Source organism: Priestia sp. ST2 (assembly GCF_055810735.1).
Map to the genome: position 1 here is coordinate 1 of NZ_JBVVNT010000004.1, position 26,348 is coordinate 26,348.

Genomic DNA, 26,348 nt, shown 5'->3' on the forward strand with positions numbered 1-26,348 from the left:
ATAAGTTGATGGGCTTTATCTTTTCTATATGAATTGCTAGTCTAACTAACGCGTTTTTTAATTTTTGATTCAGGTTTGATTAGTAGAGAAGATAAAAATTCATAAATAATTGAAAATACCAAGGGTTGTTTACTCTCCTTCAGTTTGTATTTCATTTAGCTCGGATGTAACTATAAAAACAAAGGTTAAAAATGTTTTTTATTGCATCGATCAATTGAGAAGATTGCATAGTAACATCATACAAATAGATTATAATAAAAAAAGGGTCTTTCACATAGTCCTATTTTTAAAAAGTTAGTAAAATTTTTTTCCTCTATTCAAAATGTCTTTGATCTTAATTGTAACTAGTTATAGTTTAGTATAGTTTCGTTCAAAATGATGTAATTGCTTCCCTGTTCAAAACGTTATAAGTTTACAAATAAAAAGCCCTTATCATAGTAGAAATAAGGCTTTTTAGCATGGGAGTTGGGATAAAAAACATTATGGTAACTAGATTTGCAGATTATAAATATGAGATAATACGGTAGATTTTATAGATAAAGGAGATAAATTTAGATGACAAAAGCGATAAACCTTTGGTCATTCGTTTTCACATTGCTATGTGTCTGTCTAACTTTCATAACTTTTGCTCATCCATCATTATTAAGATTAAATTTTTATGTAGCAATTGTTGTATTTTTAGTTGGTATTATAGGTTTCTTTGGAGTACATAATTTGAAATCAGCTGTGAGAAGTGTTTTAACCATTATACTTAGTGCCGTATTAATTGTACTTACTGGATGGATTATCTTTGTTGAAAATCTTTTCTCATAATTAGTATGTGACTTAGAAATATAAAGAATATCAAAGAAGCTGTATTATGGTAACTAAAATTGATCCTAGAAAGACAACTTTATTAGAAATGAGGATAGTTTGGTTGTTCTTAGATGCTAGAAGCTAAAATGTCCAATCTATAATATTAACTATATAGATTTTTCTTCATTAACAAATATAGTTACCATGCATTAGTAAAACCACCTACAGCTATGGCAATCACTATTAGACCTATGGCCATGTAAAAAAAGGGTCCCCTTCCTTTCCACTCTAAATGGGTAGTGTAACTATTAAAAACGAGCGATGACCCTAACAAAACAAGGCCAAATGACTTCAAATAAAGTGAATGCTGAAGGTAAGAAACGATAGCTAGAATGGCTCCCACTACAGCCAAAAGCACATAAAATACTTTCAATACTTTAAGATATGTCATGTATTTCCCCCTTTTGCATCAACCGTATACTATCCTCTGTTACCCAGCATATGTTTGTCCCATATGAATTTAGGTCTAATTTCTAAAAATAATCAAATAAACATTTGAATATTTTTAGAAATTGGCGCCATCTCTAGTTCTAGGTGTGGCTATTAATATTTAATTTCACTATCTATAAGGTACATTAGGCAAAAATAAATTGTGCTTAATAAAAAAAGAAACCTTTGCTTATATAAGCAAAGGTTTTTCAAATTTATTGGAATAGGGGGAATACGTTATTAGTCTGGCCAGATTTGTAGATTCATATACATATATCTTTAAAAATAAACAGTTTGATTGACTCTTTTATTAGAAAATAACTTTATTTAAGTGATGTTGTTAGTTGAGTAAATACTAATTTATTTCATATATTATTAATATTTTACTATTTACACCAAGTAACGACAAATACAAAGTTTCACTTCTTATAGTATATTAAGCTATTCTCCACTTCCCTTTTGAGTAATTATTACATTAATGATAACTAAAAATAAAATCTATATTTATTAAATATCAATATATATTTAATAATGTATATTTTTTTATTCATACAAAGTTAATGTACTTTATATAAAAGAGTAAAAGGTAGAACTAACTTATAAAAATTAAAGTTATACCATTTACTCTAAGTGACGACAAATATAGTATTTTTCTACAAGATAGGTAAATGATATAACTATTTTTAATAAAATACGTTAACCATTACTTTTCTATATAAATGAAATTAAGTATTTATTTTATTATATTGTTGTTTTATCATTTATATTAAGGTATAGATTCTCTATAAGTTTTCTTTTTACACTTTATATAATTAGGTCATCTTTCTCCTTAACCAATATAATCTTTAAACGTAGCATTTCAGATTACAATATGATCTCCACATTTGTCTGCGGTCTGTTTCACAATGGACTTTGTAACAGCAGGCTTTGATCAGGGACAATACACCATTGTTAAGAAGGAAGTTTTATTAAGAATAATAAAAGAGACCCTACAAGGGTCTCTTGTCATACAAATTAAAATTCACTACACGTTTTTTCTATTTTTACCTTAAAATGAGTAGAATTCTCCATCATCTGGCACTAATACATTAGACTTGATTCCTTTTTTGTTGATAAAGTTCTTTAATTCTTCTCTGGACAATCTCCAATGGTTAACTGATTCCATATGACTATCAATGACGTTAGCTTCAGGAGCAGCCTTGTATACTTCATATATGTCTTCTTTCCCCATAATAAGGGGGCCACCTTCAAGAAATTGGTTTTGGCCACCGTTTAGAATAATAACTTCTGGTTTATAGGTATCGATGGTCTCCTGTGCTTTTTCATACCAGACTGTATCACCAGCTAAATACAAAGTTTTTTCATCCGGGTGTTGGAAGACACCCCCCATAACATTTCCCATGCGCTTTGCCGTTTCTCCATATCCGTGTCGACCAACAACCTCAGTAAGTTTAACACCATTAAAGTTTGTATATATTCCTTCTTGCATGACTTTTACTAAATAGTCTTTCACCTTGATTTCTCACTTTTTTCTATACTACTGTTAATCTTTTGTTTTTAATTTACGAACCTTTTCAGGTGTTACATCATTTAAATGCGAATCCACTATCTTCATTCCTGAAAAAGTTTGGAGAACTTGTCCTCGTATGGCACGTAAATAATCTTCACGAAGCGCTTGTTGCTCGACTTTTTCTGCATATGTTAACCCTTCTTCACGCTGCTTTTTCGCTAATACATTAATTCGTTGTAACAAGTCCAACACGTTTTTTCACCGTCCTAATTGATTTTAAATTTATTCAATAATTTGAGTATGGAAGCAACGTTTCATATGGTTTACCATTGTTTCTCCCAGGTCAGTAAATGTTGCTACCCCTCGTTTATGAATGGCTGTTTTGAATCCTTCTGCGTCTGCTCCTGCAACTGTTAAAAAGTCACAAATATCCGTCGTTACCCCAACAGTATGGACCTTTTCTACTCCTAAACTTCTTAAAGTTTCAGCCAAATCCGTTTTAAAAAATGCATTATAGTTCGTTTTAGGTGTATAAAATACATTTGCATGATTCTTATTATCTTGAAACCAGTCATGCAAATCTCCGTACAATTGTTGCCCTTCTGTACCTACAATATTATGTGGTGGCCATAATTCAAAATGTGAGTCATTTTGTTGGTGTGCATCCATTGATACGACAACTACATTTCCCTCTGCTAAAAAACTTGTTGCCAAATCCTTAATATAAGGCACTATGTCTTGTGCTGGCTTACGAACCGTTAATGTTCCATGATCAGCTACAAAATCATTACTCATATCAACAATTAATAAAGCTTCTTTTGCCATTTTAAGTCGACTCCCAAAATTAATTATTTTAAAACTACCATCAAAGCCATTAAATCTACTTTATCTAAATAATAAATGTGTTTTTTCTCTTATAAGGGTACAGTTTTTCGATTGTGTTTTTTTACTTTTTCTATATTTTTCATTTTGTTGTTACAGCAAACCTGACTTAAATTCACAGGATATTCAGCTGGATTTAAAGTACGTTTATACTCATCCCATAAAAGGTCTAGTTGTTGCCGTGCAAAGGATTGAATCTCTTGGACCTGTGGGCATTCGTAAACAAGTGTGCCATGGTCGAAAATAACTTCGTGTAAGTCCTTGACCGTAAAATTAGTGACGAATTTTCCAATATACGTGTGTACAGGATGAAACATGTGAAGTTTGGCTTCTTTTTCTGGTTGTTCGTTGGCTAAGGCGATATAATCTCCTTCTGATTTATTCGTCAGATTATTGATAATACGGTATACCCTTTTTAATCCTGGTGTTGTTACTTTTTCAGGGCTTGCAGAAATTTTGATCGTATCAGTCATCTTACCGTTATCATCTTCAATGGAGACCAATTTGTACACGGCACCTAATGCCGGTTGATCAAAGGCGGTTATGGCTTTAGTACCGATTCCATATACATCAATTTTGGCTCCTTGCGCATTTAAGTTCATAATGGTATATTCGTCGAGATCGTTCGAAGCATATATTTTTGTATCGACAAATCCTGCTTGATCTAATAACTTTCTTGCTTCTTTCGAAAGGTAAGCCAAATCCCCACTATCTAACCGAATGCCTGCAAAATTCATGGTGTTCCCCAGTTCATTGGCTACTTTGATTGCCGTAGGAACACCTGATTTTAGCGTGTCATAGGTATCCACTAAGAAGACACAATTTTTGTTTCGTTTTGCATATTTATGGAAAGCAGTGTGTTCATCACCATAAGCTTGAACAAAGGAATGGGCATGTGTTCCGGAGACAGGAAGTCCGAATCGTTTTCCTGCTCGAACATTACTTGTGCTAGAGAATCCTCCAATATAAGCAGCTCTTGTACCCCATAATGCAGCATCGAATTCATGTGCGCGTCTTGACCCAAACTCTGAGACGGGTTGATCACCTGCGACTTGTTTGATTCGAGAAGCTTTGGTTGCGATGAGTGTCTGATAGTTTACAATATTCAACAATGCCGTCTCGATGAGTTGCGCTTCGATTAACGGCGCTTCGATACGAAGAATGGGTTCGTTACCAAATACAACTTCCCCTTCTTTCATGGCACAAACTGTTCCTGTAAAACGTACAGTTTGCAAAAAATTGATATAGTCTTCTTGATAGCCAAGGTCTTTTAAATAATCCAAATCACTTTCAGAAAAATGAAACGACTGAAGATATTCAATGACTCGTTCTAGTCCAGCAAAAATCGCATACCCATTTCCAAATGGTAATTTTCGAAAATACAATTCGAATACAGCTTTTTTGGTATGAATGTTATCTTCCCAATAGGCTTCTGCCATATTGATTTGGTACAAGTCCGTGTGAAGGGCAAAGCTATCATCCATATACTTGTTCATAATAATTTCCTCCTAAATTAACAAAATACGGTCGGACTTGCTCACGATAAATAAATTTTTTTATGCAGTAGTTTCACTACTTTTACGTAAGAGATCTTTAGCAAAGTTAACAAGTTGATGTGCTTCTTCGGTCCGAAGAAAATTTACATCCAAAGCATCGGGGCCTAGGCGGAATCGATCCAGTGCGTCAGCATCCTTGAAAATCTGATACAGCAGCACAGCCTGTTCACTTAAACTAGACGACTTTTTAATCTCTGACAAACCAAGCGAATCATCCTGGTCATGGTAATAGGTGATGTAATAGGTTTGTTCATCATATGGCAAATCGTGCTCACGGCAATAATCTTTGTAATACTCTGCCGCACGACTACCATGTCCTTTATCAATCCCATCATCAAGGCGTCGGGAATCATGGAAAACAGCTGCCATCCCTAGTGCGTCCTTTTCCTCCTCACTCAGACCTTTTTGATGTGCGATGAGAAGTGCCAGTAACAGCACGCGAGCGCAATGGGTTTTAGTATGCCATACACTATCCGGAAGCCAAAACTCTATCGTTTCTTCCATGAATGTATACCATCGTTCATAAGGCTTTTTGATTGGTTGACAGACAGGAGCATTCAGAACATTCGCTAGAAACATCATTCATTCCCTCCTCTGTTTTCTAATAAACAGCTTATTTCATCTGCACCAAATGCTGTAACACTTCCGCAATATTACCGTCGATCCCAATGGATTTAGAAGCAATTACATCTGGAATAAAAAGCTCGGATCCTCTATTAAAAGTAATATAGGTTGCATTTTCCTCTAAGCTAGTTAAATTCATAAATGGGGCTTTAATCAATTGGTTTCTTGCACCTACGCCTAATTCCAGCAGGACTAATTTTCTACCATGAGCATTATCGATAAAATCCTGATAAGCCTGGTAGCTTGTTTGCCAAGACTGGCCTCTTAGAAAGTTCCGATCGACTTCGACATGGACTTGCATTGGGCCGCCGCACTCTGGACACTTAGGAATAAGATTCAGAGGAACTTTTCCATTCTCTTGGTGTTGGGCCATTTTACTCAATATTTCGTCACCTTGATAAATTCGATTATGGCAACCATTAGAACATTGCAAATACCGACTATTGCCCTCTATTTCGAAAAGGCGCTCCTTTTGAAATCCTGCCAGTGTAAAATGCGAATCTGTATTAGAAGTAACCACAAAATAATTTTTATCCTTCACCAGTTCATAAAGGTTCTTCATCACAGGACTAGCTTCCTTGTTGTTTAAAAAGTAGGCGTACATACGGCTGAAAAATGCCCACTTTTCTTCCTCGGAAGGATATGGATAAAAAGATCCTTGTAGGATACTACGAAAACCATACTTTTTACGGAAATCACCAAAATGTTCTAGAAAGGACGAATCCTCGGCAAAAATATTATATCCTTCCGAAATGGCGAGGCCGTTACTTGCGCCGATTACAATCCTGTCAGCCTCCTTAATTTTGCTTAAAACTTCTTGATACTTCTCTTCCATATGAGCCTCCATTTTTATAAAATTTTGATTATAAATTAGTATATTCCTTAGATATGCAAAGACGGATCGCTCAGTACTTACTCAATATCCGCATCCCTTTTTTCTTTCTTGTTTAAAGCATCTTGTAATACCTTGGCAATATCTTCATGAATGGCAAGTCCCTTATCCTTCAGTTCCCTTGGCAATAATGCATCCTTTGGATTGATGGTAATGTAGTATGCATCCGGCCAACTGTAAGTCATGTTCCAGAAGGGTTCTTTGATGAACATCGGTGTCATTGTGCCAACACCTAATTCCAGAAAGAGAACCTTTTTATCTTTGTTTTTTATAAGAAACTCATTGTATTTTATTAATTCATTTCTGTAAGAGGTACCTTCCAGAAATACATAAGAGCGCACCCATGGTTCCATTTCCTGCCCGCACTTTGGACATAATGGAATTAACTCTGTTGGAATTCTGGTTCCATCTATGTTTGCATACATGTTCTCAATTTGCTCTTTATTAAAATAAACCTGGTCATGGCAACGGGAGCTACATTGAAAATAACGCAAATCCCCTTGAATTGGGGAAACTTTCTCTTCAGGAAAAGTTTTCGAAAACTGTGCATCTTGATTCGTTGTAACAATGAAATAGTTTTTGTCTTGAAGTAGTTTCAATAAATCAAGATATGGACGACCTGCTTCGGCATCATATATAAATTTGATTTCAGTTGCAAGATAAGCCCACCGTTCTTCTCTTGTAGAAAAACGGTAATAAAAGCCCTCAAAAAGGTTTTTAATACCATATTTATCTGCAAATTTTCCAAAATGCTTCAGAAAATTTTCATCAGTATGATAAAAACTGTGTCCGATAGCCTCAGACATCCCAGCAGCGCCACCAACTACAATCGCCTCAGCTTCTTCGATTTTTTTTAGTAATGTGTCTATGTTGTCTTGATGTTGTTGTAGTACCATATTTTATGTGTCCTCCTAATGATTTTCTTCATTCATTGATTTATATAACCCTCCTCAAAAACAAATAGTAGAATCGAGAGGTGTAATATATTTTTAATTAATTAACTTTAAATATATTATATAGTCGATATAAACAGATAAACAAGTATGCACTTTCTTGACATATACTATCCAAATGGATAGTGTGAGTCGTGAAAAATTTAAAATTAATGTTACTGCATGCTATCGTTGGTACAACAATATCCCCCCACTATTTCTCCCTTTACTCTTGAATGGGCCGCCTTATTTTTTGCTGAATATCTGCAATCAATTACTGATATATCAACCACTCAAAAACAAATATTTGAATCCAGAGGTGCATAATTTTCACCCCAAATTCAAATCCTCTTTACTTGGATTCAAATGTATTATATAGTCGATATATATTTATAAACAAGTATGCACTTTTATGATGTATACTATCTAGGAGGATAGTGTAATTATGACAAAATCCAAGATTAATGTTGCTGATAGCAATGAGAAATTTTCTGATAGCCAAGAACCTTTTTTTGGCTATACACTCTCTATTATCAGCGGAAAATGGAAACTGCTAATTATTTACCATTTATCAAAAAACGGTACAGTACGCTATAATGAACTGCAGCGCATGTTAGGGAAGATAACCTATAAAACACTCAGTTCTACATTAAAAGAAATGCAGAATGATGGTTTAGTTCATCGTAAGGAATATCCACAAATTCCTCCAAAGGTCGAATATAGCCTTACCGAAAAAGGGAAAAGTCTTTGGCCTATAATTCAAGAAATGTGCCAATGGGGGGAGCATTGTAAAGAAAGATAAAAGAGAGGTATGTCATCAATAGGTTAAACTTTTGATGGGATTTTGAAATTTTGTATAAAGTAACGGGCAGTTTAGTGGAAGAAGAAGTTGATTACTTTGGCTTTTTCTAGCCAAGTGTTTTAGAATGCTAAGATGCTGTTTGTAAGCCTCCGTTTATGGCAAAAACAATTCCTGTACTCACTCTTATTATGGACCAAAAATAGACCATCTTGATCTTTTATCAGGGAATACTCATATCGAAAAAAATAAAGCATAATGGATAAAGGGTGTCCAGAAGTTATTTTTCTGAACACCCTTTTTTAAGTTGATGAAACATCTTTCTTGTAAAAGGAAAGACGTTATGTTCGCAAAGAAAATTATTTCAAAAAGGCCTCTGTTGTTTTTACAGTTGCATAGACGCCATTTAATGCGGCCATAAATGCGTAATGGACATGCTCAGCAGGAACGATTTCATCTTCGATTTGTAATGTTGTTGTTGCACAAGCATCTTCTACGACTTGACATACATAACCATGTTCAACTGCAGAACGAACTGTTGCATCAATACACATATGGGACATCATACCACAAACGATTAATTCTTTAACCTCTTGTTCTTGTAGCTTTTCATGTAAATCTGTATTAAAAAAGCTATTCGGCATATGTTTTACAATGATTGTCTCTTCCTCTAATGGACGTACTGACTCATGAATTTCGACACCTTCTGTATTTGGATGGAAAAAATGAGCCATGTTACCTTCTGTGATATGCTGTACATGAAAGACTGGTGCGCCTGTTTCTCTGAAGTGTAAAAGTAGTTTAGCCGCATTTTGTGCTGCTTGCTCAGGGTTTGTTAAAGCCATCTTCCCATTTGGAAAGTAATCATTTTGAATATCAATCACTAATAAAGCTGTTGTCATTTTCTTCACCTCTTAAAATTTTATATAGTATAAGGATATATCACTGTAATTAAATTTTCGATGGACTCATGAAATACTATTAATAAAAACTTTTCTATCATAGCTCTTTGCTTGGACTTTTCCGTGACCAAACAACTACAGGAATAAGCACTAGTGACAGAATGGCTCCAGAAAGTGATAACGCTGCATAACTAGAATGAGCGACTACCATTCCTGATAATCCTCCACCAGCTGCTCCTGACAGTGCAAATAAGACATCGACTGATCCTTGTGTTTTTGCACGCACAGATGGGTGTGTTGAATCTATAATGAGAGCCGTTCCACTTATTAAACCAAAGTTCCAGCCCAAACCTAGTAGCACTAACGCCAGGATAAGTAGTGGCATTGAACCTACTGGTGCAAAGGCTGCCACCAATCCAGAGGCTAGGAGTGTAACACCAGAAGCAACAGCCATAGTAGTACGGCCAAGCTTATCCACGAGTATACCTGTCAATGGCGAAGGAAGATACATAGCTGCTATATGAAAACCTATAACTAATCCTACTTCCCCCAAACCATGACCATGATGTCCCATATGAATAGGCGTCATGGTCATAATAGCTGCCATGACAAATTGAGTCAAAATCATAATTACAGCTCCTACCACAACACCTTTTTTGTTAATATTAGCACCCATTAAATTTGTCTTTGTTTCTGTATCCACATTTTTCTGAGCACTCGCAATAGCTGTAGACACAACCAAAGGATCTGGACGAAGAAAAAATAAGATCAATAATCCGGCAATTATGAAGGCAGCTCCTGACAAGATGAAAGGGCCAGCCAAAGTTGGAACACTGATTGAATTCGCAAATTCTCCCATTGTATTGACCAAGTTAGGAGCAACTACAGCACCCAAGGTAGTGGAAACCATGGCCATACTTGCGGCAGTTGCCCTTTGTTTATCTGTTGCAAGATCCGTCCCTGCATATCGCGCTTGTAGATTAGACGCCGTACCAGCTCCATAAATAAGAAGGGAAAGGAATAAAAGTGCAATGTTGTTGGTTAAAGCTGCAATGATAACACCGATAGCGCCTATCCCTCCTGCAAGGAACCCTCCTGCAAGTCCTGCTCTACGTCCAAAACGTTGTGAAGATCGGCCTATAAGTAGCGCAGCTCCTGCAGAACCTAAAGTAAATAAAGCCGTTGGAATCCCTGCAGCATTTTCCGTCCCTAGCATGTCTTGTGCAAGAAGTGCTCCTACTGTTACACCGGCTCCAAGTCCTGCTCCCCCAAAGATTTGTGAAAACATCAAAATTCTTAATGTTTTTTTATAAAGTTTTGCTTGTCTTTCTGGTGAATCAATATATTCTTGCAACCATATAGGCTGCTGTGTTGAGGTATTTGTATCTTTTGCTGCCATTGTCATGAACTCTACCTCCTAATAAAATATTTTGTAGCTTTTCATGTGTGATTTTGTCATCCTTGGAATATTTCATTTATGTTATTCTATATATTTAGGATTTTCGATACATTTAGCTATATTCGCTATTAGAAGAAGCTCATAATTAACTTGTTCATAATTACGAGCTTCTTCTATTTCTTATTTTAAAATATGAACACCACAATATTTGTAGATATTCATATTAAAATGTGTAGGATTCACCATCTTCTGGTACTAAGATATGACTTGAAAATCCTTTTTCTTTGCTAAAGTTTTTTAATTCTTCTCTAGATAGTGCCCAATGGTTAACTGCTTCCATATGAACAGAAATAATCTTAGCATTAGGAGCCGCCTTGTGGACTTCATAGATGTCTTCTTTTCCCATAATGAGAGAACCATATTCTATAAATTGGTTATCTCCGCCATTGACGACAATAATATCTGGTTGATGGGTATCTAATTCTTCCTGTACACCTTCATACCAGACTGTATCACCAGCTACGTATAATGTTTTTTCACTTGGATTTTTGAAGACTACACCACATACTTCACCCATAAGCTTTAATAGTTCTTCTCCTCTTCCATGCTCACCTTTTGTTTTAACTAATTGGATACCCTCAAAAATAGTGTTTTGTTGTAGTACTTCTACATTTTTGAAACCAACGTTTCTCAATTCTATTGCTTCTTCTTCATTTTGAACGAACATTTTAATATCTTTTGGCAATAGTCTTTGCGCTGCTTCGTCAAAATGGTCTAAATGTAAGTGAGTCACAATGACTGCATCAACTCCACCAATAATCTCGTCAACAGAGGTTGGTAAACTCACTATAGGGTTATATTGATCTTGTTTGATTGAACCAGGGAAAGGTGGGTACGCACCTTTCTCTTCCAACATAGGATCTATTAAGAACTTTTTGCCAGCATATTCGACTACGATTGTGGCATTTCGGATTTGTTTAATATTCATCTTTATTGCTCCTTTTCTTTGATCTACATATAGCTTATACTATGTCCAGTGCATGATTACATAGATAAAATCAAGTCTTTTACCCGTTTAACTTGATTTTTGAAAGGATTTGAAGAAATGTTAGATCATACGGACATGGGTATCTTGCGTGAGCTGTCTAAAAATAGTCGAATAACAATGAAAGAATTGGGTGAGAAAGTCCATTTAACTGGACAAGCAGCTGCAGCTAGAGTATCTAAACTTGAGGATAATGGAATAATTGAACGTTATACAATTGAGGTTGACCAACCTAAATTAGGGTGTTTAATACATGCCTGGATTAATATCTATACAAAAAGCACCCATCATCAGCCCTATCTCTCCTTTATCGAAACCCAGGAGAATTATGTATTAAATAACTATAAAATTAGTGGAGATAGTTGCTACTTACTTGAATGTAAATTTCCATCGAATAAAGTATTGGATCAATTCTTAGTAGAGCTGAACAAGCATGTAAATTATAAGTTATCTATTGTAATTAATAAGCTTTAATAAACAAAAGAAGATGGTTGCTACCGTCTTAAGAAAACCAACGATTCAATGAGGGTATTTGTATTTTGCAGGCAATTCAAAAGGGATATCGTTGTTTTTCATCTAACTAACTAAATAAATAGACAAACAAGCAGCTAGGCGCTTTTTCAAGGAAGCCTTGGCTGCTTGTTATATTTATAAGACTCGTGTTATAAGTGTTGATAAAAATATGGCCTATTCTATTTTGTTTGTGTTCATTACTCAATCATACCAATTGATTCCAGCATAGAATAAGCCTTCAAAGTTTAATTCTGAGGGTTCAACTACCGGTAAAAGTGATGTAGTTTTGATACTTCTCTCATCATTAACCTGCGTTATCCTAAAATTCATATGATATAGAAGCTAGTTTTTCATTTGTTAGTATGGTGAAAAGCCTTGAATGTTTAGTTGAATTTAGATAAACGATCAAATTTTATTTGTGGCTCTAATACATCGCTTACTCTCTCTACTATCATATCTTTATCAACTTTGAACGTAGCAGTTCCTTTAATATTTGCGGAAGAAGCTCCTACTTTTACTTTGTAAGTGCCTTTTTCAACAACCCATGCGGATAAATTCTCATCAAATGATGCAAGATCTTTTGCATCAAGCTCGAATTTCACATTTTCTTTTTTGCCTGGGTTTAATTCCTTGGTTTTCGTGAATGCCTTTAACTCTAGCTCAGGTTTTTCAAGCTTTCCATCAGGAGCTGATACATACACCTGCACTACTTCTTTACCTGCTACATTTCCTGTATTTTTTATCGTTGCATGGACCATAATCTTATCTTTAAAATTTCTGGTGTTGGTCACTTTAATATTGCTATAGTCAAAATCTGTATAAGATAGACCATAACCAAACTCATAGGATGGCTTCACGTTGAAAGTCGTATTGTAGCGATAGCCAACATAAATGTCTTCTTTATATACATAATTTCCGCCCGTTCCAGGGAACCTATCTGCGTAAGTTAAATCTTTATAGTCCTTTGGAAAGGTGTGCGGTAGCTTCCCAGATGGGTTCACTTTGCCGGTTATCACATCTGCAACAGCATTCCCTATCTCTTGACCTGGCTGCCAGGATAAAAGGATTCCATCCACTTTATCCTTCCAGCTTTCGACTTCTAATGGTCCTTCTGTATTTAAAATAACAATAACCTTTTTGCCTTTGGCATGGTAGGCAGTAGACACTTTATTGATCATATCTTGTTGTGTTTCAGATAAGTAAAAATCCTCTTTTGCACGATCTTGGGCAGGAATTCCAAAGGCTGGCGATAAAACAATGATGCCTACATCCGTGTTCTTAGCTGCGGCGATAGCCTCTTCGGTAATATCCATTTCCGGTAATTTCGGTCCAAGTGTACCGAAATCTCCAGGTGTACCTTTATACTGGCCCTGTGACCTTAAGTTCGCAACATATTCTCTGTATTTATTAATTAAGCCTTCATTTAATTCAAACCCTGCATTTCTCAAACCATCTGGAATTCCTATAATTCTTCCTGGTTCGGTATAAACTGTAGAACTTCCTCGGCCACCGGTTAATGTCTCAATTTGCGGAGTACCAAATATAGATGCACTAGTGTGTTTCGTGATTGGTAATGTATTTGATTTATTTTTTAGTAATACCATTGCGTTCGCAGCTGCTTTTCGTACTACTTTTGCATTTTTGTTAAGATCGGGATTATTTGAAGGTTGCTCACCTTTGAAACTTGGCGTTTTTACAATTACCTGAAGAAGGTCCTTTACGTTACGATCAAGAACTTTTTCATTTAGTGTACCACTTTGCACAGCATCAATAATTTGTTGTGAAGTGGTTGCGGTCCCAGGCATTAATAAATTCGTGCCAGCGTTCATTTGCTTGGTTCGATCTCTCTCTCCAGTTTCCCAATCTGTCATTGTGAATCCTTTAAATCCAAACTCTTCTCTTAATACATTTCTCAAGAGCTCTTTGTTTTCAGTTGCGTAGGTTCCGTTTATTTTGTTATACGAATTCATGACAGCCCACGGCTTAGCTTCTTTAACTGTCATTTCAAAGCCTTTTAAATAAATTTCTCTCAATGCTCTTTGGCTCACAATCGCATCCACATTAAGGTTTGTGCGTTGATTAAAGGCTGCAAAATGTTTAATAGTTGCTCCGACGCCATTCCCTTGAACCCCTTTAACAAATGCAGTAGCCATTTTACCAGTAACGACAGGATCTTCTGAGAAATATTCATAATTTCTCCTATTTAAGAGATAGCTTTGATTATTCATGCCAGGCGCTAAAAATAAATCAATTCCATATGCTTTTAGTTCCCTAGCTTCTGCTTCTCCCACCTCTTTAACAAGCTCTGTATCCCATGTTGAGGCAAGAACGCTAGGAGAAGGGAATTTCGTAGCGTAGTACTTATGATTATCATTCGGCCGGGTCGGGTCAAGTTTTACTCCCACTGCCCCATCAGCAAAAACAATAGAAGGAATTCCTAAACGTGGAATTGCTTGAGTTTGCCCTGCGGCGCCTGGAACCTTAGTGGCTTGTGTTCCAATTATCTCCCCGTTTCCTGACGTTACTTCTTCCTTATTTCCACCCACAACTAGAGAAGCTTTCTCCTTCAATGTCATCGCTGTAACCACAGCATCGATGGACTCCTCATCCACAAGCTTTAGAGTTTCCTCTTGTTGCACATTTTTATGGTTATCTTGTTTTGAAGACTCATTCACTCTTTGTGACGGGTCATCAGCTGCAATAGCAAAATCGGCATTAATTCCTGATAAAGCAATTCCTGAAGCAAGTGGTAGAACCAACAAACTTTTTCTTTTTTTCTTTTTGAGTTTTTTTAACATGTTATTACCCCTTTGTGTGATATTAAAGCGTTTACAAAAATCACCAACCACTTTTCTTTTTAAACACTTCTATTATTTGAATATTAGCACCATTTATCTAGCAAACACATAGATAAAATCAAGTCTTTTGGGCGTTCCACTTGATTTTTGAAAGTATTTGAATATGTATTGAACCCTACAGATTTGCTTATATTAGTTAGAGTAACTGTTTAAGAACAGTCAGAAGAAATATTAAAAATCGCATCCGTATCAATAGATAGAGGATGTACTCGTTTCATGTACATAATTTAGTACATCTATTTTAAACTGTGTTGAATAGCTTGTTTATTTTTTTATAGGTGTAAAATTAGCCATAAAAAAACCCCATAAATGTTAGATATCAATCTAACATTTATAAGGCAGTTCGATATAGAGAGCTTTTCTAAAAGGGGGGGCAGACGTCAAAGCGTCCTACTCTTTTCTAATTATTCCTCTAAGCTTTCTATCAATTGTTTTTCTTTCCACATTACTGTAATACTAAAACCAATGCCCAAAATAACCGCAGAGAAAAGGTAAGGGTAGTGGATGTTTATGTCAAATAATATTCCACTCATCATTGGTCCGACGATATTCCCTAAGCTCGTATAGGTTGAATTCATTCCCGCAACAAATCCTTGCTCTTTCCCAGCAGCTTTTGATAATAATGTCGTCAATGCAGGACGAAGCAAGTCAAATGCAAGGAAGATGAAGCAAGTCACCGCCAACACCGGCAAAAAACCAGAGATCACGGTAGATACTACCGCCAAGATAGCACCTGTAATTAAACATAATTGAATCAGTCTCTTTTCACCAAGTATATCTACCATTCTTCCAAACATAAAAATTTGGAAAATCACGCCGAAGATTGAGCTTATTGAAATAATGGCGGCAATGTCCTTTGGTGTAAAGCCGAACTTATGATCAGAAAATAGGCTAAAAATAGTTTCATAGGCTGATAAACCGAAAGCGAGCACAAACACAATCATAAATGCAATAAAGTAACGTGGATTAAGTGATCTTTTTATATCATTTATAAAGTTTGTTTGCTTTGTATTAGCAGAAATACCTATAATCCTTTCCTTTGTTGGCGGCTCTTCTTTCAAAATAAATATTGATGGGATGCATGCTAAAATGGCAATGGCTGCCGCAAAGAAGAAGGGCATGCGTATACCGTATTCTGCAATAAAGCCGCCGATGCCGGGTCCTATAATATAGCCAGTACTAATGGCGGCAGAAATATACCCCATCGCTTTTGGACGTTCTTGAACAGATGTAATATCTGCAACATATGCAGTAACGCCCGGCATAATAAAGGCGGCACTTATTCCTCCTAGAATTCTTGATATATAAAGCACCCATATATTCGTACCTAAACCAAAGATAAGTTCTGAAACACCAAAAAGGAATAAACCAATTATAATGATTTTTTTTCTGCCATACCGGTCAACCCAGCGTCCTGCAAATGGTGACATAAGCAGTTGTGCCATCGCATATACAGCAACAAGATAGCCCATCGTTTTACCTGATAAATGCATGATATCCATAAAAGACGGCATAACAGGGACGATGAGTCCAATCCCTAGAAATGCAATGAATATATTGCTTAAAAGTATAATTAATATCAATTTCTGTTCTTTTATTGTTTTCTTCATATATCAACATCTCTTTCTGCATGATCATTGTTGTGAAATACCTCTTCAAAAAACTGTCCAAGAAACTTCTAATTTTCCCTTGAGTCGTTTCTTATCATTTCCATATATAGGCGCATAATGGAATCCATCACTTCTAAGAAGACGGAGGTCGGCGTTTTTGCTGCATCTTCGGCTATTACTTTAGCATTGATCCAATTCTGAAATTTACTTACTAGTACCAACTGTACCTTCTATTCGATATCAATTGTTTTCGCAAGATTTTTTGACGAAAAAAGGACATACATAGCCAAAACTTTAACTGCTCATTTTTTAGAAAAGATCGATTACCAATTGTAGAAATTAAGTGTTTTAGAATGTTACGATGCTGTTCATAAGCCTCTATTTACGGCAAAAACAAGTCCTGTACTCCTTCTTATTTTTTCCATAAATAGGATATATTGATCTTTTATCCGTTGGAAATACTTATACCAAACCACAAAATAAAGCATAATGAAAAAAGAGTGTCCAAAAGTTATTTTTCTGGACACCCTTTTTAAGTTGTTAAAACACCTTTCTTGTGAAAAGAAAGACGTTATGATCGCAAAGGAAGTTCTTTTATTTTTAAAATATCTCTATTATTTTTACTTAAAAATAAAATACAAGAGGTAATAAATAACATTATAACCTGCAATCCAGCTCACCATTAGGGTACTATAATAAGTTAGCACCCAGTTGTTTTAGAATGTCGTATCGATCAAAATGAGCTCTTTTCTCAATAATTTTGCCATCAACAATTTTTAGAAGTATCATAAGAGAAAATTTAACGTTTTTTCCTGTTGCAGGAATACCACCAAACGGTATACCTGTATGGGTACCTTCGAATATAAAATAAACGGCTACTTGATCGCCTTCAGCTACCATAGCTTTAAGAGGCATTTTGAAGTTGGAAGTCGCATCAAAGTTTTTCTTTTCTGATTCTATCAAACCTTCTACGCCATAAAACGGCGTATCCACTTGTGGATAAAAGACAAAGTCTTTATGGCAGAATTCTTTCAATGCCTCATAGTTCTCTTGTTGAATGGCTTCATAAAAACGACGCACTAATTCTTTATTCGTTTCAACTGACATGATGATTTCTCCTCTCTTCCAACATGATAACAACCATGTTTGTCTATTTTCGGCTTAAAACGTGTATGATTCACCATCATCTGGTACTGAAACATTAGACGCCGTTCCTTTTTCGTTAATAAAGCTTTTTAATTCTTCTCTTGATAAGTTCCAATGGTTTACTGCTTCCATATGGACTATAATGATTTGGGAATTAGGGGCAGCTTTGTACACCTTGTAGATATCTTCTTTTCCCATGACAAGAGAGCCACCTTTAAAGAATTGATTATCTCCACCATTTACAACAATGATTTCTGGTTTATGTGTATCAATAACTTTTTGAACCTCGTCATACCATACCGTGTCTCCAGCTACATATAATGTTTTTTCACTTTGGTGTTTGAAGACCACACCACATACTAAACCAGCAAGTTTTAATATCTCTCCTCTGCCGTGCTCCCCTTTTGTTTTAATCAATCGAATATCTTCAAAGACTGTATCTTCTTGTAATACCTCTACATTTTGGAAACCGGCGTTTCTCACTTCTGTTGCATCCTCTTCATTTTGAACAAACATTTTAATATCTTTTGTTAATATTCTTTGCGCTGCCTCGTCAAAGTGGTCTAAATGTAAGTGAGTAACAATGACTGCATCGATATCTTTAATAATATTTTCAACGGATGTAGGTAAACTAACTACAGGGTTCTTTTGATCTTGTCTTGCAGAGTTTGGGAAAGGTGGGTACGTACCTTTCTCAGCTAACATTGGATCTATTAAAAACTTTTTATTTGCATACTCAACAATGATTGTTGCATTACGAATTTGGTTAATTTTCATCTTACCCTCTCCTTTTCTTTAATCTACGTATAGCTTATACTATGTCCAGTGGAGCAATATATAGATAAAATCAAGTCTTTTGGTCGTTTGACTTGATTTTTGAAAGGATTTGAAAATATGTTAGATCATACTAATATGAGTATCTTACGTGAGCTGTCTAAAAATAGTCGAATCACCATGAAAGAATTAGGTGAGAAAGTCCATTTGACTGGTCAAGCAGCTGCGTCTAGGGTAGCAAAATTAGAAGATAATGATGTAATTGAAAGATATTCAATTACAGTAAATCAAGAAAAGCTAGGGTGTTTTATGCATGCTTTTATTAATATCTATTTAAATGACATCCATCATCACCCATTTCTCTCATTTGTAAAAACACAAAATCAATTCATTCTAAACAACTATAAAATTAGTGGAGATGGATGCTATCTGCTTGAATGTAGATTTCCATCTAATGAATATTTAAATGAATTTCTAGAGAATTTAAATGAGTTTGCGAATTATAAGATATCCACTATTATTAAAAAGCTGTAATAAATAATATTAGAAAAAGCCTTATATAGAAATATAAGGCTTTTTTAGTACCGAGAACGCACATTATGGTAAGTACAAACGTGTACTTTTACAGACTGTTCTTACCACCCCAGAAACACTTGTCTATTAATCGCCTCAAAATCTTAGCTTTTGAGATAGATAAATGATTAATAAGGGGTCTAGCCTAGAAGTGAATTTTGATTGAAACACCTTAAAAGCCCATATTTTACGATTAATAAGAAGAATCCATTTTGAAGGAAAGACTAATCAAAATGGACTCTTTTCCAGCAGCTTTAAAATTGGTTTTTATAAAAAAGGGTAATTAATTAAAATATTACATATTTGATGTTTTTACCTCATTTAAATGAAGATTAGAAACTTTTTTTGTTCTGACTTTTAAAGTTAATAACATAAGTGTAGCTAAAATAAATAGTAATACAAAAAATGCAATGTTATATGTGTTTGTTATATCTTTTATAGCTCCCACAAACATAGGGGTAACTCCACTGATAATGTAACCACCAAATTGAATCATTGCACTCCATTGACTTGCATCCCTTGGTGTAGATGTAGCATCTAAAGGCAGAATCATGGCTAATGGGAATAATCCTCCTGTACCAATTCCTATTAGAATCGCACTAATAATAGGCGAGATATTTCCGGTTATTAACATGATGATACCAACAAAGGAAAATAAAGCACATAGGATAATCCAAGGTTTTCTATTCAAACTATTATTAATTAAAATAGGGATAATAAAGCTAAAAATCATCTGTGTAATTGAAAAAACAGTAGCTACTGTTGCTGCATATGTGGCACTAAAGCCCATTTCTTGTACTTTTGGAGCTAACCATGTTGCAAGAGAATAATACACACCAGATTGAAGTCCAAAAATGATCATAAGAAGCCAAACATATCGATTGCTCCAAGGCAACTGATTTTTTGTATTGATTGATTTTCCTTCTTTTTTCCCTTTTAAACTAGACTTTTTGATAATTGGAATCCATACCACTATACCTATTACAGCAAATAACGCCCAAATAGATAAAGCAGCGTTCCAAGAATTATGAAAAGAATACATAGCTGGTACAACCAACCCAGCGCTTAAAGAAGCTCCAACCCCCATTCCAGCTGAATATACGCCAATCATAGAAGATGAATATTTAGGAAAATGTTCTTTAATAAATCCAGAAATAAGCGGTCCTGCAATCGCAATACCAATTCCAGCTAATACTGCAGTCATTAACAAAAGGAAAGAAAAGTTCGAAAAGAAGCGCAATGCTGTTGACACACCTATTAATAATACCGATAATGCAATCGTCAATTCTATCCCCCATCGATTACTAAGCTTTCCAGCAACAGGAGCAAAAATACCCATACAAAAAACAGGAATAGCAGTCAGAAGACTAACCACGATACTAGACATTTGTAAGTCTATCTGAATATTTTTTAAAACTGGAGAAACTGATGTGATAGAAGCTCGTAAGTTCATGGAGATAACAAATAAAGCAAAAATACTCCATATCGTATAAATTTTTTTTGATTCTTTCATAAAAAAACACCTCTCATTGTAAATACTGATATAACTTTGGTATACTATAATAAATTTTCTGTATCATAATTTTATTATAATTAACTGTTTTGTATATTATAGTATACCGTTTTGGTGAAATCAATATGAAAGGCGTGAAAAAGTGAAAGAGGAAAATATTAACTTGTCTAGTCAGGTAGGAATTAATCTAAGAGAACTTCGTAGAGATAAAAACATTAGTCTTGAAGAGTTAGCGAATATAAGTGATGTTAGTAAATTAACGTTGGTGAAAATTGAAAGAGGGGAAGCCAATCCCACACTTAATATCCTTTGGAAAATATGTAGAGGATTAAACATCCCTCTAACATATTTATTAACTTTTGATGAAAACATAGAAGTTTACCGTTTTAAAGACGGTCACTATTTGTTTGAGCAAAATAATAATTGGGTTGTTAATCCATTATTTAGAGCACATGGAACGACTGAATGGTGTCGAGTACGCATCGCACCTGACAGTCGGCACAGCGAGTTTCATTTACCAGGTTCTGAAGAAATGGTCATGGTGTTAAACGGTCAATTGGAGATACAAGTAGGAGAGAAGATACATCAGTTAAATCAGGGGGATGTTATTAAATTTAATAGTGAAGAGCTTCATACGTATATAAACTATTCTCATGAGTCAGTATATTTAATGATTTCCTTAACCTATAAAAATCCATGAATGAAGGGGCCAGTCTCGCTGATCAAAAATTATTTTACAGGCGGTTTATCATGAGAGATTAAGTTATAACGTACAGTACATACATTTATAGCTAATATAATATCTCTCATTGGGGATAAAAAAGCTAAGGATTCTTATACGGGACTGTCCTCAGAGAGTAAAACAAATAAAAAACTACTGGCATATGTGTGTCAGTAGTTTTTTTAGGTTAAATAGTACGTAGATAAGATCCTTGCATTTTAGAATTTAAACACTTCATGAGTAGTATGCTCCAGATGTGAAAACTTATTACTCTTACTAACGAAAAGTACAGATTTTTAATTGTTATCATGTACCAACCTACCCTCTACTTTCCTCTTGAGAAATTTTTACATTAATGATAACCGCACGGAAAAACTCTAAACATTTAACGCCACTATGTTTTCTGTAACATAAATTTAATTTAAAATAAAAAATAAATGTATTCTATACATAGAAGTAAATAGATAAACTCTGTTACAAAAAGAATAGTTTTACCATTTACTCAAGATGACGACAAATATGGGCCTTTTCTACAAAAAAAGAATCTTTTTGTTATTCTTAAGACCAACTTTAAAAAATAGACGACCAAAAGGTCGTCTATTCTTCAGAAATGACATGTTTGTTAAAACTACAAGACCACTCCTAATTGTATTCCTTTATATAAACCTGGAGTTGACAGGAAAACGCATTTACATCAAAAATATCGGTAAATAGATATAATTCTAAACAGTGAATTACATGTAATTTGTTTTCAAGTATAAAGTTCTTTAATTGAAGCATTTTCTCATTTCGATTTTTATTTGTGTAGGACAAAGTTAAGTAATTTCCTGTGGGAAGTATAGAGAACAAATCTTTATTTTTAAGATAATCCTCTTTATTTATTAATTCGAAAACAAATGTTGGTGTTGGATGACCTATTTCATCAATATAATATAGAGTTCCACTTTCATAAATACTTTTTATTTTATAGTCCTCCATTAAACAATCTAAAGTCGAATAATCTAGTAAATCCGATGACTCTGTTACTTCAGTAGAAGGTGTAGTCATCAAGTAACGTTCTTGAAAATGTGTTACTTTAAAATCCTCATCATTTATTATATTGAATGAATCATCGATTCTTTTCCTGAGAATATTGATTTTATTTTTAACAGAGTTTAATTGATTTATTTGTGCATCAATATCCTTCTTCTTTTGCTCTAAGAAATATAGCAATTCTTCAGTATTTGCAGAAGAAAAAATCTTTCGCATTTCTTCAATACTCACATTTAATTGACGTCCAGCCTTAATAATATCAATATGGATAAATTGTTCAGCAGAATAATATCTATAGCCAGTACTCTCATTAATATATGCAGGCATAAGTATTTTTTCCTTATGATAATATCTTAACGCTTTAATGGATAAATTCTTAAGTTTGGAAGTTTCACCTATAGAATATAGTTTAGACCTTTTTTTCATATTACCCCTCGTATAAAATCCTAATTCGTCATAATAATTATGATATTGACAGGTTTTAAATAGAAAGTACTCCAATTAAAAGATACAGGTAGGTGTTCATTAAATTTCATATTGTAATACTCTGACACAACCCAGTTGATAAATACCTTCAACTGGGTCAATCCTAATATATCCCCTTAAAAGAGCTTAACAGGTAACTGTTTTAAACCACGAATTATAAGACTTTGTCGCCATTCTAGTTCAGACAGTTCAGCTGCAAGAGTAATATCTGGGTATTCCTCGAGCAAAACCCGAATGGCAATTTCTCCTTCAATTCGAGCTAGTGGGGCACCTAGACAGTAGTGAAGACCTTTACCAAATGCAAGATGCGGACTTTTCTCTCTTGTAATATCAAGAGTACCAGGTTTTGCAAACACCGCCGGATCATGATTAGCTGATGCAAGTGAAACAATAACGTGGTCCCCCTTCTCAACCTGCTGACCCATAAACGTAAAGGATTCTTTCGCCCAACGGTCTGTACTGAACTCAACCGCCCCATTAAAACGTAGCAATTCCTCAATAGCCTGAGCGACAAGGGAAGGATCTGCTTTTAGCAACGCAAGTTGCTCTGGATGTGTAAGCAGGGCCAGTAAACCGTTAGCAATGAGATTAACGGTCGTTTCATGTCCTGCCACGATAAGAAGCATGATAACTCCATACAATTCGCTTACGGTCAGCCGTTCTCCCCCTTCCTCAGCTTGAATTAAATACGACATTAAATCTTCTTCAGGAGAAACACGCTTTTGTTCTGTCAATTTCTCCAAATAAGCCATAAATTCCATATTGACTTTGTCATACTCAGAATCATCATTTATATCCACCAATGCGTTGGACCAGCGCTGGAAATCAAGCTGATCTTCAGATGGAATACCAAGTAATTCACAAATGACTCTAATTGGAATCGGAAAAGCATAAGCGTTGATAAAATCAACTGTTCCCTTGTTACTCATAAGCTTAGCCTGTTCTCTTGCAATTTCTTCAATACGCCCCCTTAACTTCTCAATCCTTTTGGGTGTAAAACCACTTTGTACTAGGCTGCGTAAACGATGATGATCTGGCGGGTCAACAAAAAGCATACTTTGAGCGATTGGCGGTAAATTCTCATCCGTCATTTCATCAGGAAAAACGGTCCGCATATCTTTTATAAACCTATTATCTTTTAATACGGTTTCTGCTGCCTTATACGTAAAAGCCATCCATGTACTGTGTCCTTCGTTAAGCATCTTCACTTTTGCAAAAGGTTGGTGTGGACGAATTTTCTTATAATAATCATAAGGGTTTTGGTGGAACTGTTGTGAAAACAAATCAAGTGATTTTATATCCATAAACATTGCCCTCCCTTTCTAAACTCCCTCGTACTAATAAGCTGCTTTATTTCCGGGTAAACACTTTTCCAACCTCACGGCATAATATAACCTATATCCAAACACCCCTTCTCTCAATTTCTAACTTAATTTTAATGTCTACCCTAAGAGGAGAGTCAATCTTATTTTTTATGGAAGGTTCCATTAGGTTAAATTTTGAGCTTGCTGTACAAAATTGGAAAGGATTCATTTTTTAGTGAAAGTTTCTTATTATTTAAATTCATAGTCCGTAAACATATGTTTTTACGGTAGGTGTATTAAGGAAAATGAATTTACGTTAATTTTATAGATCAGAAAAACCAGACTTAATAATAAAGATACAATTCAATTTTCCCCATTAAATTCCTCGATATAATACAAATATTATACAATATAAAAAGACTGATAATTTAGGGGGAAGATTATATGGGAAGACAAAATGGAACAATTAAGTGGTACAACTTTAATAGGGGATATGGTTTTATTACAACAGAAGATGAAACTGAGATTTTTGTTTCTTATCGCTCTATTGAAGGGAATGGTTATGCAGATCTGAGAGAAGGTCAAAAGGTTTCTTTTGACATAGAAACAGGTCAAAGGGGTCTAGAAGCAGTACGTGTACGGGTCCTACACTAATTTCCTAAGATCATCTATTATTTAAAAGGCAACAGGTTATTCTGTTTCCTTATTTGGCTTTATAAAGTTATTTTGATCATTAGTCTAAAATAGGTCGCATACTATTATAGTTTGTAGAAAAAATAAAAAGGAACCTCGACAATTGGCAAGCGAGGTTCCTTTTTATAGCTAATATTTGTCATGAGGTAGAAATATTAGTAAATAAATAATAACATATTTTTTTATAAAGACTACATTTTTCTAATTAAGTATACTTCCCCAAGGGTTCTTCTGCTTGTTTGGTTCCTTTAAGAGGTATTATGTAAAATAAACGCCCAACTAGAAATCTATTCAGTTCTAAGTTGGTGTTTATTTTATAAGCAATCTTCAAATGAGATGAAATATTGAATTTCATTATAGAATCTAGCTTAATAATTAACTAGCCATTTTTAGACCAATCACCCCTATTAAAATAAAACAAAGAGATATAAGTTGATAAATTCCTAATTTTTCTTTAAACCATAAGATGCCTGTTAAAGTAATTCCTACACTCCCAACACCTGTCCATACTCCATAAGCGACTCCAGCAGGAAGTGTGCGCATAGCATTAGATAAACAATAAAAAGAAAAAGCAAAACCAATGACCATAACGAACAATGGCCCCTTCTTTTTAAGACCATCCATATACTTCATTGCAATTGTAGCAATAACTTCTTCAATACCAGCTAATATTAATAATGCCCAGGCCATCATTGTTCACCCCTGCTCTCGTGTTCGTTAGTAAATGTTTTCATTCCGACAATTCCTGTTAGTAAAATTAATAAAAAGATAATTTGTGTAATAGAGAAAGGCTCACCTAAGTAGACCCCCATAAGATAAGTTCCTGCCGTTCCGATGCCTACAAATACAGTATAGGCTGCGGCAACTGGAATCTTTTTATATGAATAAATTAGTATAATAAAGCTTACTAAAATTAAAATAAAGGTGATAATCCATTCTAAAAGTGTATCGGCATACTTAAGACCTGAAGCCCATAAAACTTCTAAAATCCCAGCAATAACGACCAATAACCATTTCATTTTACTCACTCCCCAAAGATGACTGACTGTCATTCATTATATTCTAACTTCAAGAAACTGTCAAAAGGAAAGTGATCACACCATTTCACCGTTCTTCAGTAGTTTGAATGATAATTAAAATTTGAAATAAACTAAAAACGTCGAGATAAAAAAGGACCCTTGTGACAAGGGTTCTTTTTTATGGTTGGTTCCTAGAGTACGTTTTATGTTAACTAGAAATGAATATATTATGCATTTTAATTCGCTTATATTTTACTTTTAAATGGAATAAAAGGTAAAAA

At 34.7% G+C, this 26,348-nt stretch carries 25 protein-coding genes and 2 pseudogenes; 7 read left to right on the forward strand and 20 right to left on the reverse strand.

Annotated elements, in window-relative coordinates:
* The first annotated feature begins 555 nt into the window (after positions 1 to 555).
* The gene (locus tag AC0KUU_RS17165) at positions 556 to 813 is read left to right on the forward strand and encodes a hypothetical protein (protein ID WP_322552152.1); all 258 of its coding nucleotides are present in this window, start codon (positions 556 to 558) and stop codon (positions 811 to 813) included.
* 181 nt (positions 814 to 994) lie between these two features.
* On the opposite strand, the gene AC0KUU_RS17170 is transcribed toward AC0KUU_RS17165, so the two are convergent.
* From AC0KUU_RS17170 to AC0KUU_RS17205, 8 genes and pseudogenes are all read right to left on the reverse strand, one after another.
* Positions 995 to 1,246 carry a hypothetical protein gene (locus tag AC0KUU_RS17170; protein ID WP_322552153.1) on the reverse strand — a complete coding sequence of 84 codons (252 nt, stop codon included), beginning with the start codon at positions 1,244 to 1,246 and terminating at the stop codon, positions 995 to 997.
* 1,086 nt (positions 1,247 to 2,332) lie between these two features.
* Positions 2,333 to 2,755, reverse strand: a pseudogene (locus tag AC0KUU_RS17175) (MBL fold metallo-hydrolase); the annotation flags it as partial.
* Between the two features lie 72 nt (positions 2,756 to 2,827).
* The gene (locus tag AC0KUU_RS17180; protein WP_322552154.1) at positions 2,828 to 3,046 is read right to left on the reverse strand and encodes a DUF896 domain-containing protein; all 219 of its coding nucleotides are present in this window, start codon (positions 3,044 to 3,046) and stop codon (positions 2,828 to 2,830) included.
* Between the two features lie 30 nt (positions 3,047 to 3,076).
* On the reverse strand, positions 3,077 to 3,619 hold the full coding sequence (locus AC0KUU_RS17185; protein ID WP_322552155.1) for a cysteine hydrolase family protein: 543 nt from the start codon (positions 3,617 to 3,619) through the stop codon (positions 3,077 to 3,079).
* 89 nt (positions 3,620 to 3,708) lie between these two features.
* Positions 3,709 to 5,172 carry a nicotinate phosphoribosyltransferase gene (locus AC0KUU_RS17190; protein WP_322552156.1) on the reverse strand — a complete coding sequence of 488 codons (1,464 nt, stop codon included), beginning with the start codon at positions 5,170 to 5,172 and terminating at the stop codon, positions 3,709 to 3,711.
* Positions 5,173 to 5,232: 60 nt separating this feature from the next.
* A complete protein-coding gene (locus tag AC0KUU_RS17195) occupies positions 5,233 to 5,814 on the reverse strand; it encodes an HD domain-containing protein (protein ID WP_322552157.1) in 582 nt (193 codons plus the stop codon).
* A gap of 31 nt (positions 5,815 to 5,845) precedes the next feature.
* Positions 5,846 to 6,691, reverse strand: a complete 846-nt coding sequence (locus tag AC0KUU_RS17200; RefSeq protein ID WP_322552158.1) for an SIR2 family NAD-dependent protein deacylase — start codon at positions 6,689 to 6,691, stop codon at positions 5,846 to 5,848.
* A 77-nt stretch (positions 6,692 to 6,768) separates the two neighbouring features.
* Complete coding sequence (locus AC0KUU_RS17205) at positions 6,769 to 7,644, reverse strand: SIR2 family NAD-dependent protein deacylase (protein WP_322552159.1); 876 nt, start codon at positions 7,642 to 7,644, stop codon at positions 6,769 to 6,771.
* Between the two features lie 496 nt (positions 7,645 to 8,140).
* Here AC0KUU_RS17205 and AC0KUU_RS17210 point away from each other — a divergent pair, with 496 nt between their 5' ends.
* A complete protein-coding gene (locus tag AC0KUU_RS17210) occupies positions 8,141 to 8,482 on the forward strand; it encodes a winged helix-turn-helix transcriptional regulator (protein ID WP_322552473.1) in 342 nt (113 codons plus the stop codon).
* A 356-nt stretch (positions 8,483 to 8,838) separates the two neighbouring features.
* Here AC0KUU_RS17210 and AC0KUU_RS17215 read toward each other — a convergent pair whose 3' ends face one another.
* The 3 genes from AC0KUU_RS17215 to AC0KUU_RS17225 form a co-directional block, all read right to left on the reverse strand.
* Positions 8,839 to 9,381: a cysteine hydrolase family protein gene (locus tag AC0KUU_RS17215; protein WP_322552160.1), complete on the reverse strand. Its 543-nt coding sequence runs from the start codon at positions 9,379 to 9,381 to the stop codon at positions 8,839 to 8,841.
* A gap of 97 nt (positions 9,382 to 9,478) precedes the next feature.
* The gene (locus tag AC0KUU_RS17220; RefSeq protein WP_322552161.1) at positions 9,479 to 10,786 is read right to left on the reverse strand and encodes an MFS transporter; all 1,308 of its coding nucleotides are present in this window, start codon (positions 10,784 to 10,786) and stop codon (positions 9,479 to 9,481) included.
* A gap of 217 nt (positions 10,787 to 11,003) precedes the next feature.
* Positions 11,004 to 11,768: an MBL fold metallo-hydrolase gene (locus AC0KUU_RS17225; RefSeq protein WP_322552162.1), complete on the reverse strand. Its 765-nt coding sequence runs from the start codon at positions 11,766 to 11,768 to the stop codon at positions 11,004 to 11,006.
* 117 nt (positions 11,769 to 11,885) lie between these two features.
* Between AC0KUU_RS17225 and AC0KUU_RS17230 the strand changes: the two genes are divergently transcribed.
* Together AC0KUU_RS17230 and AC0KUU_RS17235 are read left to right on the forward strand one after the other, a co-directional pair.
* Positions 11,886 to 12,299 carry an Lrp/AsnC family transcriptional regulator gene (locus tag AC0KUU_RS17230; protein WP_322552163.1) on the forward strand — a complete coding sequence of 138 codons (414 nt, stop codon included), beginning with the start codon at positions 11,886 to 11,888 and terminating at the stop codon, positions 12,297 to 12,299.
* 121 nt (positions 12,300 to 12,420) lie between these two features.
* Positions 12,421 to 12,522, forward strand: a pseudogene (locus AC0KUU_RS17235) (IS6 family transposase); the annotation flags it as partial.
* A gap of 199 nt (positions 12,523 to 12,721) precedes the next feature.
* On the opposite strand, the gene AC0KUU_RS17240 reads toward AC0KUU_RS17235, so the two are convergent.
* The 4 genes from AC0KUU_RS17240 to AC0KUU_RS17255 form a co-directional block, all read right to left on the reverse strand.
* Entirely contained in the window at positions 12,722 to 15,136 is a 2,415-nt protein-coding gene (locus AC0KUU_RS17240) for a beta-glucosidase (protein WP_322552164.1), read from the reverse strand.
* A gap of 464 nt (positions 15,137 to 15,600) precedes the next feature.
* Positions 15,601 to 16,806 carry an MFS transporter gene (locus AC0KUU_RS17245; protein WP_322552165.1) on the reverse strand — a complete coding sequence of 402 codons (1,206 nt, stop codon included), beginning with the start codon at positions 16,804 to 16,806 and terminating at the stop codon, positions 15,601 to 15,603.
* Positions 16,807 to 17,496: 690 nt separating this feature from the next.
* Positions 17,497 to 17,913 (reverse strand): ester cyclase, encoded by a 417-nt coding sequence (locus tag AC0KUU_RS17250; RefSeq protein WP_322552166.1) that lies wholly within the window; start codon positions 17,911 to 17,913, stop codon positions 17,497 to 17,499.
* A gap of 54 nt (positions 17,914 to 17,967) precedes the next feature.
* Positions 17,968 to 18,729 carry an MBL fold metallo-hydrolase gene (locus AC0KUU_RS17255; protein ID WP_322552167.1) on the reverse strand — a complete coding sequence of 254 codons (762 nt, stop codon included), beginning with the start codon at positions 18,727 to 18,729 and terminating at the stop codon, positions 17,968 to 17,970.
* A 117-nt stretch (positions 18,730 to 18,846) separates the two neighbouring features.
* Here AC0KUU_RS17255 and AC0KUU_RS17260 point away from each other — a divergent pair, with 117 nt between their 5' ends.
* Positions 18,847 to 19,260 carry an Lrp/AsnC family transcriptional regulator gene (locus tag AC0KUU_RS17260; RefSeq protein WP_322552168.1) on the forward strand — a complete coding sequence of 138 codons (414 nt, stop codon included), beginning with the start codon at positions 18,847 to 18,849 and terminating at the stop codon, positions 19,258 to 19,260.
* 334 nt (positions 19,261 to 19,594) lie between these two features.
* Here AC0KUU_RS17260 and AC0KUU_RS17265 read toward each other — a convergent pair whose 3' ends face one another.
* The gene (locus tag AC0KUU_RS17265) at positions 19,595 to 20,812 is read right to left on the reverse strand and encodes an MFS transporter (RefSeq protein ID WP_322552169.1); all 1,218 of its coding nucleotides are present in this window, start codon (positions 20,810 to 20,812) and stop codon (positions 19,595 to 19,597) included.
* A gap of 142 nt (positions 20,813 to 20,954) precedes the next feature.
* Between AC0KUU_RS17265 and AC0KUU_RS17270 the strand changes: the two genes are divergently transcribed.
* A complete protein-coding gene (locus AC0KUU_RS17270; RefSeq protein ID WP_053488637.1) occupies positions 20,955 to 21,512 on the forward strand; it encodes a helix-turn-helix domain-containing protein in 558 nt (185 codons plus the stop codon).
* A 663-nt stretch (positions 21,513 to 22,175) separates the two neighbouring features.
* Here the strand turns inward: AC0KUU_RS17270 and AC0KUU_RS17275 are convergent.
* Entirely contained in the window at positions 22,176 to 22,991 is an 816-nt protein-coding gene (locus tag AC0KUU_RS17275; RefSeq protein WP_322552170.1) for a MerR family transcriptional regulator, read from the reverse strand.
* A gap of 176 nt (positions 22,992 to 23,167) precedes the next feature.
* Positions 23,168 to 24,361 (reverse strand): cytochrome P450 family protein, encoded by a 1,194-nt coding sequence (locus AC0KUU_RS17280; protein ID WP_473452812.1) that lies wholly within the window; start codon positions 24,359 to 24,361, stop codon positions 23,168 to 23,170.
* A gap of 438 nt (positions 24,362 to 24,799) precedes the next feature.
* On the opposite strand from AC0KUU_RS17280, the gene AC0KUU_RS17285 reads away from it, so the two are divergent.
* Positions 24,800 to 25,009, forward strand: a complete 210-nt coding sequence (locus AC0KUU_RS17285; protein ID WP_053488634.1) for a cold-shock protein — start codon at positions 24,800 to 24,802, stop codon at positions 25,007 to 25,009.
* A gap of 414 nt (positions 25,010 to 25,423) precedes the next feature.
* Here the strand turns inward: AC0KUU_RS17285 and AC0KUU_RS17290 are convergent, their stop codons facing one another.
* On the reverse strand, positions 25,424 to 25,738 hold the full coding sequence (locus tag AC0KUU_RS17290; protein WP_098590711.1) for a DMT family transporter: 315 nt from the start codon (positions 25,736 to 25,738) through the stop codon (positions 25,424 to 25,426).
* Complete coding sequence (locus AC0KUU_RS17295) at positions 25,738 to 26,067, reverse strand: DMT family transporter (protein WP_193421547.1); 330 nt, start codon at positions 26,065 to 26,067, stop codon at positions 25,738 to 25,740. Before AC0KUU_RS17295 ends, AC0KUU_RS17290 begins: the two co-directional genes overlap by 1 nt.
* Positions 26,068 to 26,348 lie beyond the last annotated feature (281 nt).

What these genes read in the sequence shown, in the direction of transcription:
- AC0KUU_RS17165 (WP_322552152.1), top strand. Translation starts at nt 556, where the DNA reads ATGACAAAAGCGATAAACCTTTGGTCATTCGTTTTCACATTGCTATGT.
- AC0KUU_RS17170 (WP_322552153.1), bottom strand. Translation starts at nt 1,246, where the DNA reads ATGACATATCTTAAAGTATTGAAAGTATTTTATGTGCTTTTGGCTGTA.
- AC0KUU_RS17185 (WP_322552155.1), bottom strand. Translation starts at nt 3,619, where the DNA reads ATGGCAAAAGAAGCTTTATTAATTGTTGATATGAGTAATGATTTTGTA.
- AC0KUU_RS17190 (WP_322552156.1), bottom strand. Translation starts at nt 5,172, where the DNA reads ATGAACAAGTATATGGATGATAGCTTTGCCCTTCACACGGACTTGTAC.
- AC0KUU_RS17195 (WP_322552157.1), bottom strand. Translation starts at nt 5,814, where the DNA reads ATGATGTTTCTAGCGAATGTTCTGAATGCTCCTGTCTGTCAACCAATC.
- AC0KUU_RS17200 (WP_322552158.1), bottom strand. Translation starts at nt 6,691, where the DNA reads ATGGAAGAGAAGTATCAAGAAGTTTTAAGCAAAATTAAGGAGGCTGAC.
- AC0KUU_RS17205 (WP_322552159.1), bottom strand. Translation starts at nt 7,644, where the DNA reads ATGGTACTACAACAACATCAAGACAACATAGACACATTACTAAAAAAA.
- AC0KUU_RS17215 (WP_322552160.1), bottom strand. Translation starts at nt 9,381, where the DNA reads ATGACAACAGCTTTATTAGTGATTGATATTCAAAATGATTACTTTCCA.
- AC0KUU_RS17220 (WP_322552161.1), bottom strand. Translation starts at nt 10,786, where the DNA reads ATGACAATGGCAGCAAAAGATACAAATACCTCAACACAGCAGCCTATA.
- AC0KUU_RS17225 (WP_322552162.1), bottom strand. Translation starts at nt 11,768, where the DNA reads ATGAATATTAAACAAATCCGAAATGCCACAATCGTAGTCGAATATGCT.
- AC0KUU_RS17230 (WP_322552163.1), top strand. Translation starts at nt 11,886, where the DNA reads ATGTTAGATCATACGGACATGGGTATCTTGCGTGAGCTGTCTAAAAAT.
- AC0KUU_RS17240 (WP_322552164.1), bottom strand. Translation starts at nt 15,136, where the DNA reads ATGTTAAAAAAACTCAAAAAGAAAAAAAGAAAAAGTTTGTTGGTTCTA.
- AC0KUU_RS17245 (WP_322552165.1), bottom strand. Translation starts at nt 16,806, where the DNA reads ATGAAGAAAACAATAAAAGAACAGAAATTGATATTAATTATACTTTTA.
- AC0KUU_RS17250 (WP_322552166.1), bottom strand. Translation starts at nt 17,913, where the DNA reads ATGTCAGTTGAAACGAATAAAGAATTAGTGCGTCGTTTTTATGAAGCC.
- AC0KUU_RS17255 (WP_322552167.1), bottom strand. Translation starts at nt 18,729, where the DNA reads ATGAAAATTAACCAAATTCGTAATGCAACAATCATTGTTGAGTATGCA.
- AC0KUU_RS17260 (WP_322552168.1), top strand. Translation starts at nt 18,847, where the DNA reads ATGTTAGATCATACTAATATGAGTATCTTACGTGAGCTGTCTAAAAAT.
- AC0KUU_RS17265 (WP_322552169.1), bottom strand. Translation starts at nt 20,812, where the DNA reads ATGAAAGAATCAAAAAAAATTTATACGATATGGAGTATTTTTGCTTTA.
- AC0KUU_RS17275 (WP_322552170.1), bottom strand. Translation starts at nt 22,991, where the DNA reads ATGAAAAAAAGGTCTAAACTATATTCTATAGGTGAAACTTCCAAACTT.
- AC0KUU_RS17280 (WP_473452812.1), bottom strand. Translation starts at nt 24,361, where the DNA reads ATGTTTATGGATATAAAATCACTTGATTTGTTTTCACAACAGTTCCAC.
- AC0KUU_RS17285 (WP_053488634.1), top strand. Translation starts at nt 24,800, where the DNA reads ATGGGAAGACAAAATGGAACAATTAAGTGGTACAACTTTAATAGGGGA.
- AC0KUU_RS17290 (WP_098590711.1), bottom strand. Translation starts at nt 25,738, where the DNA reads ATGGCCTGGGCATTATTAATATTAGCTGGTATTGAAGAAGTTATTGCT.
- AC0KUU_RS17295 (WP_193421547.1), bottom strand. Translation starts at nt 26,067, where the DNA reads ATGAAATGGTTATTGGTCGTTATTGCTGGGATTTTAGAAGTTTTATGG.